This is a genomic window from Rhodanobacter panaciterrae, from assembly GCF_014651895.1.
Taxonomy (GTDB): Bacteria; Pseudomonadota; Gammaproteobacteria; order Xanthomonadales; family Rhodanobacteraceae; genus Rhodanobacter; species Rhodanobacter panaciterrae.
On sequence record NZ_BMXT01000001.1, the window covers coordinates 1,477,902 to 1,496,311 of the forward strand.

An 18,410-nucleotide genomic window follows, 5' to 3' on the forward strand; every position below is an offset into this window, starting at 1 on the left:
CTCTCCTTACTTGCGCTTGCGCGGGCTGGTGCGGGAGGGAGATGCCACAGTGGACTTGGCCTTGCTGGCCACTGTCGCACGCGCCACCTTTGCCGGGGCCTTCGAAACAGACGTCTTTACCGCTGAAGTCGACGGCTTGGCGGGCGCAGCCTTCTTGGTTGCGGATGCCGCGGCCGAGCCACTGGCAAACTGACGCTTCAGCGCAGCCAGTTCACGGCGCAAGGCCATGATCTCGTCAGCATGATCTGCGGCCGCTGGCGCGGCGCTGGCACGGAACTCCCGGCGCAAGGCCTGCAGTCGTTCGCCGAGGCTCGACACCTCGCTGCGCGTCGGTACGCCGAGTTGCTGGCAGAATTGCTCGGTCTGCTGCTGCTGCATCTGGCGCACGCGCATCTGCGTGTTGACCATCTCGCCGTAAGCCTCGCGAAACTCGTCGGTCAGCGCGATCTCGGCGTAGGCCTCTTCCGCAGCGTCTACCCACAGGTCGTACAGCGCCTTCAGCGAATCGATCTGGCGACCGGGCTCGGCACGCTCGGCCAGCTTGTCCTGCAGCCGCTGCATCGCCTGCGTGTTGGAGCGCTGGATCAACGCCTGATAACGCGCGGAAGCCTGCAACGATGCCAGCACGGCAGCTGCCATCGCCTGCTGCTTCATCTGTTGCTCGCGATCCTGACCGAACGCCGGCGTTGGCCCATGGATACCCGGCAGATCGCCAAAGCCTCCGTGCTGCGCCGCCTGCTGCCAGGATTGCCATTGCCGCGCAAAGCCTTCCGCGCCGGCGCTGTCGATGCCGCCGAACGCCTGCGCAAATGGCTGGCTGGCACCACCGAACAGTTGCTGCAATTGCTGACGCCAATCGACCGGCTGGGCCGCGGCACCATTGGCAGCAGCACCCTGCATCCAGTCGAAGTACCCCTTCAGGCCGGCCAGGGTGCGTTCCAGCGTGTCGTTGCCGGAAGCCGGTGCTGTCGGCGGCGTGAAAAATGGATTCGCTACGGGCTGAGGCTGCTGCTGTTGCAGCTGGCGTGTCCAGGCGTCCCATGACTGCTGCGCCAGGGTCTGATAGTCCCTGATGAAATCGTTCGCGGGGTCGGCCATCGGTGCGTCCTCATGCGTGGTCTCTGCATCCTAGCAAAAACGTATTGCACAAAATCATCGACAGCAAAACGCACAAGGCCCGGCATGAGCCGGGCCTTGTGGAGTCACGCTAACTTGAAACTCAGGCGGTGGCGCCGCTGGCGCGCTCGTCTTCGGTGACGGCCTTCATCGACAGGCGGATGCGGCCCTGCTTGTCGACTTCGAGCACCTTGACCTTGACGATGTCGCCTTCCTTGAGCTTGTCGGAAACCTTCTCGACACGCTCGTCGGAGATCTGCGACACGTGCACCAGACCATCCTTGCCCGGCATGATCGTCACGAATGCACCGAAGTCCATCAGCTTGGCGACCTTGCCCTCGTAGATGCGGCCCGGCTCGACGTCAGATGTGATCTGCTCGATGCGCTTCTTCGCCGCTTCGCCCGCTTCGCGATTGACCGAGCCGATGATGATGGTGCCGTCGTCGCTGATGTCGATCGTGGTGCCGGTCTCTTCGGTGATCGAACGGATCGTGGCGCCACCCTTGCCGATCACTTCGCGGATCTTGTCCGGATGGATCTTGATGGTGATCAGGCGCGGGGCGAACTCGCTCATTTCCGTGCGGGCAGTGGTGAGCGCCTTGCCCATCTCGCCGAGGATATGCAGACGACCACGCTTGGCCTGCTCCAGCGCCACCTTCATGATCTCTTCGGTGATGCCGTCGATCTTGATGTCCATCTGCAACGCGGAGATGCCATCGGCGCTACCGGCCACCTTGAAGTCCATGTCGCCGAGATGATCCTCGTCGCCCAGGATGTCGGACAGCACGACGAAGTCGTTGCCCTCCTTGACCAGACCCATGGCGATACCGGCCACCGGTGCCTTCAGCGGAATGCCCGCATCCATCATCGCCAGCGAGGAACCGCACACCGAGGCCATCGACGAGGAACCGTTGGACTCGGTGATTTCCGAGACCACGCGTACCACGTACGGGAATTCCTCGATCGTCGGCTTCACTGCCTGCACGCCGCGCTTGGCAAGACGGCCGTGACCGATCTCGCGACGCTTCGGCGCACCGAAACGGCCAGCCTCACCCACCGAGAACGGGGGGAAGTTGTAATGGAACAGGAACGGATCCTTCGACTCGCCACCCGGCGCATCGATGATCTGTGCGTCACGCGTGGTGCCCAGCGTGATGACGACCAGCGCCTGCGTCTCGCCACGGGTGAACAGCGCCGAGCCGTGGGTACGCGGCAGCACGCCGACGCGGGCAGTGATCGCACGGACGTCGTCCAGCTGACGGCCGTCGATACGCACCTTGGTCTTCAGCACGCTGTCGCGCATGGTGTGGTATTCGAGCTCGCCGAATTCCTTCGCCATGTCGCCAGCAGCCCAGCCGTTCGCTTCGGCCTGCGCCTTCAGCTCACCCAACACGTCGGCCTTGATCGCGGAAATCGCGTCGCGGCGCTGCAGCTTGTCGCGCACCTGGAACGCTTCGTCCAGCTTGTTGCCGACGGCGCCCTTGAGCGCGGCGACCAGCGATTCGTTGCGCGCCGGTGCCTTCCAGTCCCACGACGGCTTGGCGGCTTCGGCAGCCAGCTCGGCGATCGCACGGATCGCGGTCTGCATCTGCTGGTGACCGAACATCACTGCGCCGAGCATCACGTCTTCGGACAGCAGCTGGGCCTCGGATTCCACCATCAGCACCGCACCAGCGGTACCGGCGACGACCAAGTCCAGCTGTGAAGTCTTCAGCTCGGTGGCCGTCGGGTTCAGCAGGTACTGGCCGTTGGCGTAGCCGACGCGGGCGGCGCCGATCGGACCCTTGAACGGGATGCCGGCCAGCGACAGCGCGGCAGACGCGCCGAGCAGCGCGACGATGTCGCCGTCAATCTCGGGATTGAGCGAGACGACCTGCGCGATGACCTGCACTTCGTTCTTGAAGTCTTCCGGGAACAGCGGGCGCACCGGGCGATCGATCAGACGCGAGGTCAGCGTCTCCTTCTCGGTCGGACGGCCTTCGCGCTTGAAGAAGCCGCCCGGGATGCGGCCGGCGGAGTAGAACTTTTCGACGTAGTCGACGGTGAGCGGGAAGAAATCCTGCCCTTCCTTCTGCTTGGTGGCCGCCACGGCGGTGACCAGCACCACGGTGCCGCCCATGCTGGCCATCACCGCGCCGGACGCCTGGCGGGCAATTTCGCCCGTCTCCAGCGTGACTTCGTGACTACCGTACTGGAATGACTTGGTTACTTTTGCCACGTGCTTAATTCCTGATCTGATTGAGGAGTGCGCCCAGGAATGGGCGCCTCTTGATCTTTGCGCTCATGGATGAGCGCACGAAATTACCGACGCAGGCCGAGGCGTTCGATCAGGGTCTGGTAGCGCGCAAGATCGCGATCTTTCAGATAGCTGAGCAGACGCTTGCGCTGGTTGACCAGCTTCAGCAGACCACGGCGGGAATGGTGATCCTGCTTGTGTTCCTTGAAGTGGCCGGTGAGATGGTCGATGCGGGCGGACAGCAAGGCCACCTGGACTTCGGTTGAACCGGTGTCGTTCGGCACGCGGCCGAAATCAGCAATGATCTTGCCGGTCTGTTCTGCGGTAAGGGACATGGGTATACGTTTCCTTGGAAAGGCGATGCGAAGCTTGTGCTTGCATCATCGCGATGACGCAAGCACAAGCTTCGCCTAGATGAATGAAAGCGTTGAAATAACCTGTCTATTCTACTGATGGGAGTGGTGTTACAACAAGTGCGCAGCGGTTTATCGGCGCAATTTCTTCAGTCGGGCGGCAGGTTGAAGCCGCGCAGGATGCGGGCACGGCCCTCATCATCCAGCTCCAGCAGCGCCAGCAGCGCGCCATCACTGGCATAGGCGGCACAACGGCCGCTTGACGGCGCCTGCGGCAGCGGGATCTGCTGGCCGCGCGAGATCGCCATGCTTTGCTGCTCATCGAGCTGCAGCACCGGCAAATCGGACAATCCGGCCGACACCGGCAACAACCACGCCAGCAAGGCTTCGTCCCCCTGCTCCGCCGCCTGCTGCAGCTGCTCCAGCGTCACCATGCGCGGCTCGCGAAACGGATCCACCCATAGGCGGCGCAGTGCGGTCAGATGCGCGCCACAGCCCAGATCTTCACCCAGGTCCACCGCCAGCGAGCGCACATAGGTGCCGGAGCCGCACTCCACCAGCAGAGTCAGCGTGTCGTCGGTGCGTGCCAGCAGCTCCAGCCGGTGGATATCCACCTCGCGCGGCGGCACTTCGATGGTCTCGCCACGACGCGCCTTCGCATACAGCCGTTCGCCATCCTGCTTGAGCGCCGAATACATCGGTGGTACTTGGGAGATGCGTCCACGCAGCTTGGCCAGCGCCGCCTCGATGGTGGCATCGTCAAGCGCCGGTACCGGGCGTTGCCGCACGATCTCGCCTTCGCAGTCAGCCGTATCGGTGGTGATGCCCAGCCGGCACTCAGCCACATAAGCCTTGCGCGCACCGAGCAGACTGCCGGCCAGCTTGGTCGCCTCGCCGAAACACAGTGGCAACAGGCCAGTGGCCAGCGGATCGAGCGCGCCGGTATGGCCACCCTTGGCTGCGCGCAACAGCTTTCGCACAGACTGCAGCGCCTGGTTGGAACTCAGGCCCAGCGGTTTGTCGAGCAGGACGATGCCGTGCAGATCACGGTGCTTGATACGCGGAAGACGGCTCATCGGTTCAGCGGCGCCTGCTTATCCAGGCTCAGCCCTGCTTGTCGTCGGTGGGGTCGGTGGGCGGTAACAGATCGCGCGCCTGCCCACGCAGCAAGGACTCGATGCGCTCGCCCTTGTCGACCGAGTCGTCATACTTGAATTTCAGCTCCGGCACCCGGCGCATGCGCATGCCGCTGTGTGCCAGCGAATGGCGGATCTCGTGGCCGATCTCGTTGAGTGCCTTTACCGCCGGCAAACCCTGTTCGGGCAGCATGGCGGTCACCCACACGGTGGCCCAATCGAGATCACGGGTGATTTCCACATCCGACACGCTGACCGACGGCAGCCCGTGATCGCGCACGGCCGCATGCACCAGCAAACCCAGTTCGCGGCGCAACTCGGCACCGATGCGGTCGGTACGTTTGAAATCACGGGATGGCATGAGTATCTCCAATCAAATAACGGCGCAGCGCCGCGTAGCGGCGATGAGCTCTACACCTATCCCCTGGGGGAGAGGTACGGATGAGGGGCTGGCATGGCGAAAAGCTCGAAAAAAAGATGCTTTTGCCGGACCTTGGCCCCTCACCCCAACCCTCTCCCCGCAGGGGAGAGGGGGTTCAATCAAAGCGTGCGTGCCACTTCGGTGCGTTCGAAGCACTCGATCTGGTCGCCTGGCTTGACGTCGTTGTACTGCTTGACCGCGATGCCGCACTCCATGCCGTTGCGCACTTCGTCGACCAGTTCCTTGAAGCGGCGCAGCGATTCCAGCTCGCCTTCGAAGATCACCACGTTGTCGCGCAGCACGCGGATCGGCTTGCTGCGCTTGACCGAACCTTCGGTGACCATGCAACCGGCCACGGCGCCGAACTTGGAGCTGCGGAACACATCGCGAACCTGCGCGATACCGATGATGTCCTCGCGTACTTCCATGCCGAGCAGGCCAGTCGCCGCCTGGGTCACCTGATCGATCACGTCATAAATGATCGAGAAGTAACGCACGTCGAGGCCGGCCGTCTCGATCACCTTGCGTGCCGACGCATCGGCGCGCACGTTGAAGCCGATGACCAGCGCCTTCGAGGCCGCTGCCAGGGTGGCGTCGGATTCGTTGATGCCGCCCACACCGGACGAGACCACGTTGACCCTGACCCGCTCGTTGCCGATCTGGGTCAACGATTCGCGCAATGCCTCGACCGAGCCCTGCACGTCGCCCTTGACCAGGATGTTGAGCGTCTGCTGCTCCACGCCCTGACCCATCTTCGCAATGATGTCCTCGAGCCGGTTGCTCTTGCTGACCATGCGCGTTTCGCGGCGCTTGAGCTCACGCTCCTGCGCGACCTCGCGAGCGAGACGCTCGTCCTCGACGCAGACGAAGTCGTCGCCGGTTTCCGGCACGCCCGACAGACCCAGCACCTGCACCGGAATCGACGGGCCGGCTTCCTGCACCTGTTTGCCGGTTTCGTCGATCAGCGCGCGCATGCGGCCGTATTCGATGCCGCAGACAATGAAATCGCCCTTCTTCAAGGTGCCCTGCTGCACCAGCACCGTCGCTACCGGACCACGGCCACGATCCAGACTGGATTCGATCACCACGCCGGAAGCGCGGCCGTCAGCCACGGCCCTGAGCTCCATCACTTCGGCCTGCACCGAGATCGCATCGAGCAGATCCTCGACACCGGCGCCGGTCTTGGCCGATACCGGGATGAACTGGACGTCGCCGCCCCAGTCTTCCGGCACCACTTCGTACTGCACCAGGCCCTGCTTGACGTTGTCCGGGTTGGCGCCGTCCTTGTCCATCTTGTTGACCGCGACGATCAGCGGCACCTTGGCGGCGCGCGCATGCTTCACCGCTTCCACCGTCTGCGGCATCACGCCGTCATCGGCAGCCACCACCAGGATCACGATATCGGTCGACTGCGCGCCACGGGCACGCATCGAGGTGAACGCGGCGTGGCCCGGAGTATCCAGGAACGTGATCACGCCCTTGGACGTTTCCACGTGATACGCACCGATATGCTGGGTGATGCCGCCGGCTTCGCCGGAAGCGACCTTGGTGCGGCGGATGTAATCGAGCAGCGAGGTCTTGCCGTGATCGACATGGCCCATGATCGTCACCACCGGCGGGCGCGAGATCTTCTCGCCTTCCAGTTCGACGTTCTGGGTATGCGCCGCCAGCGTCTCCTCGGCGTTGTTCTGGCTGTCGGCAACCGGCACATGACCGAGCTCCTCGACCACCAGCACCGCGGTGTCGTGATCGACGGTCTGGTTGATGGTCGCCATCACGCCCATCTTGAACAGCGCCTTGACCACCTCGGAGCCCTTGACCGCCATCTTCTGCGCCAGCTCGGCGACGATGTTGGTATCACCCACGACCACTTCACGCACCACCGGCGCGGTCGGACGCGAGAAGCCATGCGGGCCGCTCGGTGGAGCGCTGTTGCCACGCGACAGCATTTCGCGGCCGCTGCTGCGACCCGGCTTGCCACGCTTGTTGCTGGAGGAGGAACGGCGAGCCCGGTCGGCCTCGCTCAGATGCATCTGGCCACCGGCAAAACGCTTGCCGGCGCTTTCGCGACCTTCCTTGCCACCTGCCGCGCCCGCACTGTCATTGCGTTCACGCGGATGTTTGGGCTTGTTGCGGTTGGCGTCACCAGCTGCGGCCGGTGCGGCCGCTCCGCCTGCCACGGCTGCGCGAGCCGCCGGCGCCGCCGGTGCAGCTGCTGCTGGGGCGGGCGCTGGTGCCGGCACGGGCTTGACCAGTTTTTCACGTTTGCGCGGCTCATGGATGCGCGGCAGGATCATGCCCAGATCGCGCTGGTCCATGCGCTGGACGGATCCTGCGGCGTCATCGCCGGTATCCGCCGCAGCCGTCTCGGCTACCGGCTCCGGGGCAGCTTCGACATGGCTGTCCGCTACCGGTGCGGCGACACTGACAGCCTCGGCCTGGCGCTGTTCTTTTTCATGCTGCCGCTGCTGCTCGTCAAGGGCGCGCTGCTGCGCTTCCTCATGACGACGTTGCTCGGTATCGAGGCGATCCTGCTCTTCCTGCTCGCGCTGCTGCTGCGATTCATGCAGCTTGCGCACGGCGTCTTCGCGCTCGGGCTCGACGCTGGCTTCCTCGGCAATCACGCTGCGCTTGACGTAGGTGCGTTTGGCGCGAACTTCGACGTTGACCGTCTTGGCTGCACCTGCGGCACCGCGGCCGCCCGGCGTGGCCACTTTCAGCTCGCCGACCGTGCGCCGCTTGAGGGTGATCTGGCGCGGCGCGCTGTCATCGACCTCGGCGGCGGTTTCCGTCTTGCCGTGCGTGCGACGCAGGAAGCCCAGCAGTTTCACCTTTTCGGTGCTGCTGATGACTTGCTCCTGATCGGAGAATTTCATGCCCGCCTCGCCCAGTTGCGTGAGCAACCGGTCGACCGGCATGCCCAGTACCTGGGCGAGTTGTTTGATCGTGACGTCCGACATCGTGTTCTTTGCTCCGCCGTTCCCGCGCTTATCGTCAGTGCGACATTATTCATGCCGCCACCTCCATCCCTGGTGAAAGACTCCGTAAAGTCTTTCTCGGCACACCCGTCCAGGGTGCCGCCGTCCGCGGTTAGCCGCCTTTCTCCAGCCGCGCGATCATCGGCGCACGTGCGGCCATGATCAGTGCTGCAGCGCGCTCTTCGTTCATGCCATCGATATCGATCAGGTCATCCACCGCCAGATCCGCCAGATCGTCGACCGTACTTACCTCGCGAGCAGCCAGTGCATAGGCCGTCGTTTCATCCATGCCTTCCAGCGCCAACAGCTCGGCAGACGGCTGATGTTCGTCGACGCCCTCCTCCACCGCCAGTGCCTCGGTCAGCAGCGCATCGCGGGCACGTGCGCGCAGTTCCTCGACGATGTCCTCGTCGAAGCCCTCCACCGCCAGCAGTTCGGCGCTGGGCACGTAGGCGATTTCCTCGACGCTGGAGAAGCCTTCCTGCACCAGGATGACCGCAATCTCCTGATCCACTTCGAGCTTGTCCATGAACAGCTGGCGCGCGGCCTCCTGCTCGGACTCGCTCTTGGCGGTGACCTGGTCCTGGGTCATCACGTTGAGCTGCCAGCCGGTCAGCTTGCTGGCCAAGCGCACGTTCTGGCCACCGCGGCCGATCGCCTGGGACAGCTTGTCCTCGGCCACCGCGATATCCATCGAGTGCTTTTCCTCGTCCATGATGATGGACTGCACTTCCGCCGGCGCCATCGCATTGATGACGAACTGCGCCTGGTTCTCGTGCCACAGGATGATGTCGACGCGCTCGCCGTTGAGGTCGTTGGAGACCGCCTGCACGCGTGAACCGCGCATACCGATGCAGGCGCCAATCGGATCGGTGCGGCTGTCATGCGCCAGCACAGCGATCTTGGCGCGGTCGCCCGGATCACGGGCGCAGCCCTTGATCTCGACCAGGCCTTGGCCAACTTCCGGCACTTCCAGCTTGAACAGCTCGATCATGAATTCCGGCGCCGCGCGCGACACGAACAGCTGCGGGCCGCGGGCCTCGGAGCGCACTTCGTACAGGTAACCGCGCACGCGGTCACCGACGCGGGCCGACTCACGCGGAATCGTCTTGTCGCGCGGGATGAACGCCTCGGCATTGCTGCCCAGGTCGAGGTAGATGTTGCCGCGCTCGACGCGCTTGACGATACCGGTGACGAGTTCGCCGACACGATCGGCGAACGCATCGACCACCTGCTGGCGCTCGGCTTCGCGTACGCGCTGCACGATCACCTGCTTGGCGGCCTGCGCGGCGATGCGACCGAATTCGGCGTTCTCGACCTGCTGCTCGATGTACTCGCCCACTTCGGCGTCGGCGCGCTCGTCCAGTGCATCCATCAGGCGCAGCTGATACGACGGCGATTCCATCTCGCCATCGTCGGCAATGACTTCCCAGCGACGGAACGTCTGGTATTCGCCGGTGTTGTGGTCGATCGACACGCGGACGTCTGGCTCCTCGTCCGGATAGCGCTTCTTCGCGGCTGAGGCCAATGCGGCCTCCATCGCTTCGAAAATCACTTCCAGCGGCACGCCCTTTTCATTGGCGACCGCGTCGACGACCAGCAAAAGTTCTTTGCTCATTGCAGCAACTCCATAGGCGCCCAGCGGCGGCCAATCGATCTTGATGAATTATTCGTACTGATTACTTCGGGGCCTTGGGGGCCGCAGTCTTGCCACCGCGCTTGGGCTGCGGCGCATAACCGAGCGCCTCCCAATTTGGCACTACACGCGCACTTTCCACCAGCGCGTGATCGAATTCGAATGTCTTGCCTTCGGCTTCCAGCACGATGTGCTCGCCTTCCACCGAGATCAACTTGCCGCGCAGGCGACGACGTCCTTCCAGCGGCGCCTTCAGCAGCAACTTCACTTCCTGCCCGCCGACTTTCGCAAACTGTGCAGCCGTAAACAGCGGTCGATCGATGCCCGGCGAGGAAACTTCCAGCACGTAATTGCCGGGAATGGGATCCTCGACATCCAGCAACGCGGACAACTCGCGACTGGCGGTCTCGCAATCCTCGATACCGACCTCACGACGTTCGCCGTCAGGTCCGGTCTTGTCCAGCAAGTCCAGATAAATACGCAGGGTACTCTGCCCGTGCGAAGGGTTGAACTCCACGCCAAGGCATTCCAGGCCCAGATCGGCCAGTACCTCGGTGAAGCGTTGCGTCAGTGCCTGTGTATCCATGGGTTCGCCTTCCCAGATCGCTTTTCAGAACAGCAGAAACAAAAAATGGGCTCCAACGGCCCATTTCCTTATCTCGCCGATGTCCCTCTCCTACAGCTCCTTCCGGCGCCGGCACCACTCGTGGTGGTTCGGCATGACGCATCCGTGCGCCCAACAAAAAAGCCTCACGAGGAGGCTTTCTTGCACCAAGAAAGATCTGGTAGCGGGGGCAGGATTCGAACCTGCGACCTTCGGGTTATGAGCCCGACGAGCTGCCAGACTGCTCCACCCCGCATCAGAGTCCGAAGAGTTTAGCGGGGTGGCCGGTTTCTTGCAAGCCTCAACGTCAACAATCCGATATTAAGTTGGCCTGCGATGACATCACGATCATCGCCACGCGTGCAAACATCAGAGTCCAAATGCGTGTCGGCACCAGGCCAGCAGCGGGCCCCAGTACAGACCCAGCACCAGCAGCGACAGCGCATTCAGCGACAACACCACGCGCAGCGGTTTGTCCTGCTGCGCCTGCAACACGCTGCCCTCGACCGGCTTGTCGAAATACATCACCTTGATCACGTGCAGGTAGTAGTACAGGCCGATGATCGCGAACACGATACCGACGATCGCCAGCCACAACATGTTCGCGTGTATCGCCGCTTCCAGCACCAGCACCTTGGCCCAGAAGCCGAACAGCGGCGGCACGCCGGCCAGCGAGAACATCGCCAGCAACATCAGGAACGCCATCCATGGCGACTTCTGGTTGAGTCCCTTCAGGTCGGAAATTTCCTCGCACTCGAAACCCGCGCGGCTCAGCGCCAGCATCACGCCGAACGCGGCCACGCCCATCAGCGCATAGCAGATCGCATAGAACATCGCCGCGGCATAACCTTCCGGTCCGGCCGCCGCCAAGCCCAGCAGCAGGTAGCCCATGTGCGAGATGGTCGAATACGCCAGCATGCGCTTGAGGTTGGTCTGCACGATCGCAACCAGGTTACCGATCGCCAGCGACAGCACCGCTAGCACCGCCAGCATCAGCTGCCAGTGCTGCGACAGGTCACCCATGCCCGAACTGAGCAGCCGGTAAGCCATGCCGAATGCCGCCAGCTTCGAGCCCGAGGCAATGAAGGTGGTGACCGGCGTCGGAGCGCCCTGATAGACATCGGGAATCCACATGTGGAACGGCGCAGCACCAAGCTTGAAGCCAATACCGACGATCATGAAGATCAGCCCGAACAGCAACAGATTCGGCGAGGTGGTGTAGCTCATCACGTTGTGCAGTTGCGCCAGATCCAGGCTTGGCGTGCCGCCCATGCCGGACGCGCCGTAGACCATCGACATGCCGTACAGCAGCATGCCCGAGGCCAGTGCACCCAGCACGAAGTACTTGATCGCCGCCTCGGACGGCAGCCGTGCATCGCGGTTCAAAGCCACCAGCGCATACGACGACAGCGACAGCAGTTCCAGCCCCAGATACACGGTGACCAGGTTGCCGGCCGAGACCAGCAGCATGATGCCGATCACCGCGAAGATCATCAGCGTGTAGAACTCGCCACTGACCAGCTTGCGGTCGTTCAGGTACGGCCGCGCGTAAACCATCACCAGCACCGTAGTGAGCAGCGCGAAGACCTTGAGTATCTCCGACGTCTCGTCACGCACGAACATGCCGCCGAATGCCGTCACCGACTGCGGTGGCTGCCCCATGACCAGCAGGTAGATTGCCACCAGCAGCACGGCGATCGACAGCCAATGCAGCATCGGGCGCTGCGTGGGCTTCATGAAGGCGTCAGCGAGCAACAGCACGCATGCAGACCCCACCAGGTAGAACTCCGGCAGCATGATCAGGATGTCATTCAAAGTTGGCATGTTCGGTCCCGATCAAATCTTGTGAATGGCAAGCTGTTGCACCAGCTGCGACACCGAGCTGTCCATCAGATGGACCAAGGGCTGCGGCCAGATACCCAGCGCCAGCACGGCGGCGGCAAAGGAGACCAGCACGAACGTCTCGCGGCCGTTGATTTCCTTCATCTCGGCCACATGCGGATTGGTGATGTCGCCCCACAGCACGCGCTTGACCAGCCACAGCGTGTACGCCGCGCCGATGATCAGGGTGAACGCGGCAAACAACGCGATCCACGGATTCGCCGCGAAGCTGGCCAGGATCACCATGAACTCGCCGACGAAACCACTGGTGCCCGGCAGGCCGCAGTTCGCCATCGCGAACAGCACGTAGAAGAAACCGAACCACGGCATCACGTTGATGACGCCGCCGTAATCCTTGATCTGGCGCGTGTGCAGGCGGTCGTACATCACGCCGATGCAGGTAAACATCGCGCCGGAGACGAAGCCGTGCGAGATCATCTGCACCATCGCGCCTTGCATGCCCAGCAGCGCCATGTCGGTATTGCCCGACTCGCGCACCAGCAGGAACGCGATGAAGATGCCCAGCGTGACGAAGCCCATATGGGCCACCGAGGAATACGCCACCAGCTTCTTCATGTCCTCCTGCACCAGCGCGACATAGCCGATGTAGACGATCGCGATCAGGCTCATCGCGATGATCAGCCACGCGAAATGCGCACCCGCGTCCGGCACGATCGGCAGGATGAAGCGCAGCATTCCGTAGGTACCGACCTTCAGCATCACCGCCGCCAGCACCACCGAGCCGCCGGTCGGCGCCTCCACGTGGGCATCCGGCAACCAGGTATGCACCGGCACCATCGGCACCTTGATCGCGAACGCGATCAGGAACGCGAAGAAGATCCAGGTCTGTTCCTGCAGCGTCAGCGGCAGCGCTGCCAGCGTGGCGAGATCGAACGTGTGCGCCTTCTGGTACAGGTACAGCAGCGCGATCAGCATGAAGACCGAGCCGAAGAACGTGTAAATGAAGAACTTCAGCGTCGCATATACCCGCCGCGGGCCACCCCAGATACCGATCAGAATGAACATCGGAATCAGGATCGCCTCGAACAGCGCGTAGAACAGCAGCGCATCGGTAGCACAGAACACGCCGATCAGCAGGCCTTCCAGCATCAGCATCGCGGCCATGTACTGGTGCGGCTTGTCCTGGATGACTTCCCACGCGCCGGCGATCACCAAGATGCCGACGAAAGTGGTCATCAGGATCAACGCCACCGAAATGCCGTCGGCCGCCAGGCTGTAATGGACGCCCCACGAGGCGATCCACAGATAGTTTTCGGTCAGTTGCATGCCGCCTGCGTCAGGGTGGTACTGCACCAGCAGGAACAGGCTGACCGCGAAGGTCAGCACCGCCACCAGCAGCGCCAACCAGCGCGCCAGATTGGGACGGGTGGAACCAGCGAGCAGCACGGGAATCGCACCGGCGACGGGGAGCCAGATCAGCAGGCTGAGCAAGTGATTGAACATGTGTGCTTGCTTCCCTTATTGCCCGACCAAGCCGGAACCGATCGGCCCAGAACCAAAGAACCAGTACCCACCAAGCAGCAGGATCAGGCCAAGAATCATCGCAAAGGCGTAGTGATACAGATAACCCGACTGCAGGCGGCGCGTAGTGGCAGCGATACGATGAATCAGGCTCACCGAGCCGTTTACCATGGTGTCGTCGATCACTGCTGTGTCACCCGCCTTCCAGAACAGGCGACCGAGCTTGACGCCACCGCTGGCAAAGACTGCGAAGTAGACGTTGTCGACCCAGTACTTGCGGTCGAGCACGGTCCACAGCGGCTTCAACGCGGACTTGATCTTGTCGGCCATGGCCGGGTTGAACAGGTAGATATAGGTGGTGATCGCGAACGCCGTCAGCACCAGGAAGAACGGCAACTGGGTGAACCCGTGCAGCGCCATCGCCAGCGAGCCGTGGAACTCCTGGCCCAGTTCGGCCAGCACGTTGTTCGCCTCGTCCACATGGATCGCACTGCCGAACCAGTTGCCGAACAGCATCGGCCCGACCGTGAAGAAACCGACCAGCAGCGACGGGATCGCCAGCAGCACCAGCGGCAGCGTCACCACCCACGGCGATTCCTTCGGCGCATGTTCCAGTACACCCGGCTCGTGGTGGCCGTGATCATCATGGTGATCGTCATGCGCATCGTGATGCGCGTGGCCATGGTGCGCGACGACGGTGAAGCGCTCCTTGCCATGGAAGGTCAGGTACATCTGGCGGAACGTGTACAGCCCGGTCACCAGCGCACCAGCCATCACGCAGAAATAGGCGTAGCTCGAACCCCAGCGATGCGATTCGCCGACCGCCTCGATGATCGCGTCCTTCGAATAGAAGCCGGAGAAGAACGGCACACCGCACAGCGCCAGCGAACCGATCCACATGGTGATCCAGGTAATCGGCATGTACTTGCGCAAGCCACCCATGTAACGCATGTCCTGCTCGTGATGCATCGCGATGATCACCGAGCCGGCGCCGAGGAACAGCAGCGCCTTGAAGAACGCATGCGTCATCAGGTGGTAGACCGCGCCGCTGTATGCCGACACGCCCAGCGCGACGGTCATGTAACCCAGCTGCGACAGCGTGGAATACGCCACCACACGCTTGATGTCGTTCTGCACGATGCCAATCAGGCCGGTGAACAGCGCCGTGGTGGCACCGATCACCATCACGAAGCTGAGCGCGCTCTGCGACAGCTCGAACAGCGGCGACATGCGCGCCACCATGAAGATGCCCGCGGTCACCATCGTGGCCGCATGGATCAACGCCGAGATCGGGGTCGGGCCCTCCATCGAGTCAGGCAACCACACGTGCAACGGCACCTGCGCCGACTTGCCCATCGCACCGATGAACAGGCAGATGCAGATCACCGTGGCGGCATCCCACTGCGTGCCCGCCGTGATCTGCAGGGTCTTGCCGATCAGCGAAGGCGCCGAGCCGAACGCGGTGGCGTAATCCAGCGTGCCCAGGAAATACAGCACCGCCGCGATGCCGAGCAGGAAACCGAAGTCGCCCACGCGGTTGACCAGGAACGCCTTCAGGTTCGCGAAGATCGCGGTCGGCCGCTTGTACCAGAAGCCGATCAGCAGGTACGACACCAGGCCCACCGCTTCCCAGCCGAAAAACAGCTGCATGAAGTTGTTGCTCATCACCAGCATGAACATCGAGAAGGTGAACAGCGAGATGTAGCTGAAGAAGCGCTTGTAGCCGTCGTCGTCGGCCATGTAGCCGATGGTGTACACGTGCACCAGCAGCGACACGAAACTCACCACCACCAGCATCATCGCGGTCAGGCGGTCGACCAGAAAGCCGACGCTGGCGTTGAAATGACCGATCTGGAACCAGGTGTAGATGTTCTGGTTGTACGTCTCGGCGCCACCCAGGGTGAGCTGGTACAGCACATAGAACGACAGCGCGCAGGAGATCGCCACGCCGAGGATGGTGACGCTGTGCGAGCCGGCGCGGCCGAGGAACTTGCCCAGGAAGCCGGCCAGCACGCAACCGACCAGCGGCGCCAGCGCGATCGTCAGCAGAATGGAGGTGGAAAGACCCATGTGATCAGCCCTTCATGCTGTCGATGTCGGCGATATTGATCGTGCTGCGATTGCGGAACAGCAGCACCAGGATCGCCAGGCCGATGGCAGCTTCTGCCGCGGCCACGGTGAGGATGAAGAACACGAATACCTGCCCCGACACGTCGCCGAGGAAGCGCGAGAACGCCACGAAGTTCATGTTCACCGCGAGCAGCATCAGCTCGATCGACATCAGCAGCACGATCACGTTCTTGCGGTTGATGAACAGGCCGGCGACGGCGATGCAGAACAGCACCGCGCCAAGCACGATGTAGTGCGATAGCGTGATCATGATTTGGATTCCTGCGGCGGGACCGGCGATTCGTCGACGGGGCGCTCGGCCGCCATCTTCACGAGGCGGACGCGATCACGCGGGTTGACCTTGACCTGCTGGCTGGCCGACTCGTAACGCGCGTCGGCACGCTGGCGCAAGGTCAGTGCCACCGCCGCGACCACACCCACGGTGAGGATCAGTGCGGCGACCTCGAACGGCAGCAGATACTGCGTGTACAACGCATGGCCCAGCCATGCCGTGTTGGACGTGCCCGCTGCGGCAGCCGGGTCAGCCCCCATGACCTGCATGTGCATCGCGCGCACGCCGATCAGGCCGAGCATCTCCACCAGCATCGCCGCCGCCACGATCAGGCCGACCGGCAGGAACTTCACGAAGCCCTCGCGCATCTTCTCCTGGTCGATGTCGAGCATCATCACCACGAACAGGAACAGCACCATCACCGCGCCGACATAGACCACGATCAGCGCCAGCGCCAGGAACTCGGCATCCAGCAGCATCCACAGGCAGGCGGCGCTGAAGAACGTCAGCACCAGTGCCAGTACGGCATGCACCGTGTTGCGCAGCGTGATCACAGACAACGCGGCAGTCACGGTGACGAAGCCGAAGGCGTAGAAACAGATGAGTTGGAACAGTTGGGGATTCATCGTTGGCCTCAGCGGTACGCCGCGTCTTGCGCACGGTCGGCGGCAATCTGCTGCTCGAAGCGGTCACCGATGGCCAGCAACTGCTGCTTGGTCACCACGTTCTCGCCGCGATGCTCGAAGTGATATTCGTGGATGCTGGTCTCGACGATCGAGTCGACCGGGCAGCTCTCTTCGCAAAAGCCGCAGAAGATGCACTTGAACAGGTCGATGTCGTAGCGCGTGGTACGGCGCTGGCCGTCACTCTCGCGCGGTGCCGAGTCGATCGTGATCGCCAGCGCCGGGCACACCGCCTCGCACAACTTGCACGCGATGCAACGCTCCTCGCCGTTCGCATAGCGGCGCAGCGCATGCAGGCCGCGGAAGCGGTTCGACTTCGGAATGTGCTCCATCGGATAGCGCACGGTGTACTTCGGCTTGAACATGTAGCGCAGGGTCAGGCCCATGCCCTGGAACAACTCGACCAGCAGCAGGCTCTTGAAATAATGGGTAATGCGGGACATGGCTTTCTTCAGACCCCCGTGCCGATGGTGACCAGGCCGTAGTACTTCATGCAGCCGGCCACGAGAACCCACACGATGGCGATGGGGATGAACACCTTCCAGCCCAGCCGCATGATCTGGTCATAGCGGTAGCGCGGAAAGGTGGCGCGGAACCACAGGAACATGAAGGCGAACAGGAACGCCTTGATGAACAGCCAGATGAAACCACCCTGGCCGATGAAGCCCCACGTATCGGGGAACGGCGACAGCCAGCCGCCCATGAACAGGATCGCGGCGAGGAAGCTGACCAGGATCATGTTGGCGTATTCGGCCAGGAAGAAGATCGCGAAGGCGGAACCGGAATATTCCACGTGGAAACCGGCGACGATTTCCGACTCGCCCTCGGCCACGTCGAACGGCGCGCGGTTGGTCTCGGCCACGCCGGAGATGAAATAAATCACGAACACCGGCAGCAGCGGCAGCCAGAACCAGTCGAACAGACCCTTGTGACCGGCCTGCGCGTTGACGATGTCGGTGAGGTTCAGCGAGCCGGCCAGCACCAGCACGCAGACCAGGCACAGACCCATCGCCAGTTCATACGAGATCACCTGCGCCGCCGAACGCATCGCACCAAGCAGCGCGTAGCGCGAGTTGGAGGCCCAACCGGCCAGGATGATTCCGTACACGCCCATCGAGGTCATCGCCAGCAGGTACAGCACGCCGGCATTCGCGTTGGACAGCACCATCTTGCTGCTGAACGGAACCACCGCCCACGCCGCCAGCGCCGGGATCAGCGCCAGCAAGGGCGCCAGGTAATACAGCGCCCGGTTCGCCTTGGTCGGCAGGATCACTTCCTTGATCAGCAGCTTGACCACGTCGGCGAACGCCTGCAGCAGGCCGAACGGACCGATCTTGTTCGGCCCCATGCGCACATGCATCCAGCCGATGACCTTGCGCTCCCAGTACACGAACATCGCCACCGCGATGATCAGCGGCACCGTGATGCACAGGATGAAGATGATCGGCCACAAGAGCTGGTTGATAAGTTGATCAGCCATGAT

Annotated in this window: 14 protein-coding genes, 1 tRNA gene and 2 pseudogenes; all 17 read right to left on the reverse strand. The window is 62.9% G+C overall.

Annotated elements, in window-relative coordinates:
- Window positions 1-6 precede the first annotated feature (6 nt).
- Window positions 7-1,098, reverse strand: a complete 1,092-nt coding sequence (locus IE071_RS06825; protein WP_189440331.1) for a poly(R)-hydroxyalkanoic acid synthase subunit PhaE — start codon at window positions 1,096-1,098, stop codon at window positions 7-9.
- Between the two features lie 121 nt (window positions 1,099-1,219).
- The gene (pnp, locus tag IE071_RS06830; RefSeq protein WP_189440332.1) at window positions 1,220-3,334 is read right to left on the reverse strand and encodes a polyribonucleotide nucleotidyltransferase; all 2,115 of its coding nucleotides are present in this window, start codon (window positions 3,332-3,334) and stop codon (window positions 1,220-1,222) included.
- A gap of 83 nt (window positions 3,335-3,417) precedes the next feature.
- Window positions 3,418-3,687 carry a 30S ribosomal protein S15 gene (gene rpsO, locus IE071_RS06835; protein ID WP_007513234.1) on the reverse strand — a complete coding sequence of 90 codons (270 nt, stop codon included), beginning with the start codon at window positions 3,685-3,687 and terminating at the stop codon, window positions 3,418-3,420.
- Window positions 3,688-3,854: 167 nt separating this feature from the next.
- Complete coding sequence (gene truB / locus IE071_RS06840; protein WP_189440333.1) at window positions 3,855-4,781, reverse strand: tRNA pseudouridine(55) synthase TruB; 927 nt, start codon at window positions 4,779-4,781, stop codon at window positions 3,855-3,857.
- A 28-nt stretch (window positions 4,782-4,809) separates the two neighbouring features.
- Window positions 4,810-5,202, reverse strand: coding sequence for a 30S ribosome-binding factor RbfA (gene rbfA / locus IE071_RS06845; protein WP_189440334.1), 393 nt, complete (start codon window positions 5,200-5,202; stop codon window positions 4,810-4,812).
- 179 nt (window positions 5,203-5,381) lie between these two features.
- Window positions 5,382-7,319 (reverse strand): annotated as a pseudogene (gene infB / locus IE071_RS06850) (translation initiation factor IF-2); the annotation flags it as partial.
- Between the two features lie 624 nt (window positions 7,320-7,943).
- Window positions 7,944-8,222, reverse strand: a pseudogene (locus tag IE071_RS16015) (translation initiation factor IF-2 N-terminal domain-containing protein); the annotation flags it as partial.
- Window positions 8,223-8,352: 130 nt separating this feature from the next.
- Complete coding sequence (gene nusA, locus IE071_RS06855; protein WP_189440336.1) at window positions 8,353-9,858, reverse strand: transcription termination factor NusA; 1,506 nt, start codon at window positions 9,856-9,858, stop codon at window positions 8,353-8,355.
- A 61-nt stretch (window positions 9,859-9,919) separates the two neighbouring features.
- On the reverse strand, window positions 9,920-10,462 hold the full coding sequence (locus IE071_RS06860) for a ribosome maturation factor RimP (RefSeq protein WP_189440337.1): 543 nt from the start codon (window positions 10,460-10,462) through the stop codon (window positions 9,920-9,922).
- A gap of 197 nt (window positions 10,463-10,659) precedes the next feature.
- A tRNA-Met gene (locus tag IE071_RS06865) sits at window positions 10,660-10,736 on the reverse strand.
- A 113-nt stretch (window positions 10,737-10,849) separates the two neighbouring features.
- Window positions 10,850-12,304, reverse strand: coding sequence for an NADH-quinone oxidoreductase subunit NuoN (nuoN, locus tag IE071_RS06870; protein ID WP_189440338.1), 1,455 nt, complete (start codon window positions 12,302-12,304; stop codon window positions 10,850-10,852).
- Between the two features lie 12 nt (window positions 12,305-12,316).
- Complete coding sequence (locus IE071_RS06875; protein WP_189440339.1) at window positions 12,317-13,825, reverse strand: NADH-quinone oxidoreductase subunit M; 1,509 nt, start codon at window positions 13,823-13,825, stop codon at window positions 12,317-12,319.
- Between the two features lie 15 nt (window positions 13,826-13,840).
- Window positions 13,841-15,913, reverse strand: a complete 2,073-nt coding sequence (gene nuoL, locus IE071_RS06880; RefSeq protein WP_189440340.1) for an NADH-quinone oxidoreductase subunit L — start codon at window positions 15,911-15,913, stop codon at window positions 13,841-13,843.
- A 4-nt stretch (window positions 15,914-15,917) separates the two neighbouring features.
- Window positions 15,918-16,223, reverse strand: coding sequence for an NADH-quinone oxidoreductase subunit NuoK (gene nuoK, locus IE071_RS06885; RefSeq protein WP_072760924.1), 306 nt, complete (start codon window positions 16,221-16,223; stop codon window positions 15,918-15,920).
- Entirely contained in the window at window positions 16,220-16,870 is a 651-nt protein-coding gene (locus IE071_RS06890) for an NADH-quinone oxidoreductase subunit J (RefSeq protein WP_189440341.1), read from the reverse strand. Before IE071_RS06890 ends, nuoK begins: the two co-directional genes overlap by 4 nt.
- An 8-nt stretch (window positions 16,871-16,878) precedes the next feature.
- On the reverse strand, window positions 16,879-17,370 hold the full coding sequence (nuoI, locus tag IE071_RS06895) for an NADH-quinone oxidoreductase subunit NuoI (protein ID WP_077443807.1): 492 nt from the start codon (window positions 17,368-17,370) through the stop codon (window positions 16,879-16,881).
- Window positions 17,371-17,378: 8 nt separating this feature from the next.
- Window positions 17,379-18,407, reverse strand: coding sequence for an NADH-quinone oxidoreductase subunit NuoH (nuoH, locus tag IE071_RS06900; RefSeq protein ID WP_189440342.1), 1,029 nt, complete (start codon window positions 18,405-18,407; stop codon window positions 17,379-17,381).
- Between the last annotated feature and the right edge of the window lie 3 nt (window positions 18,408-18,410).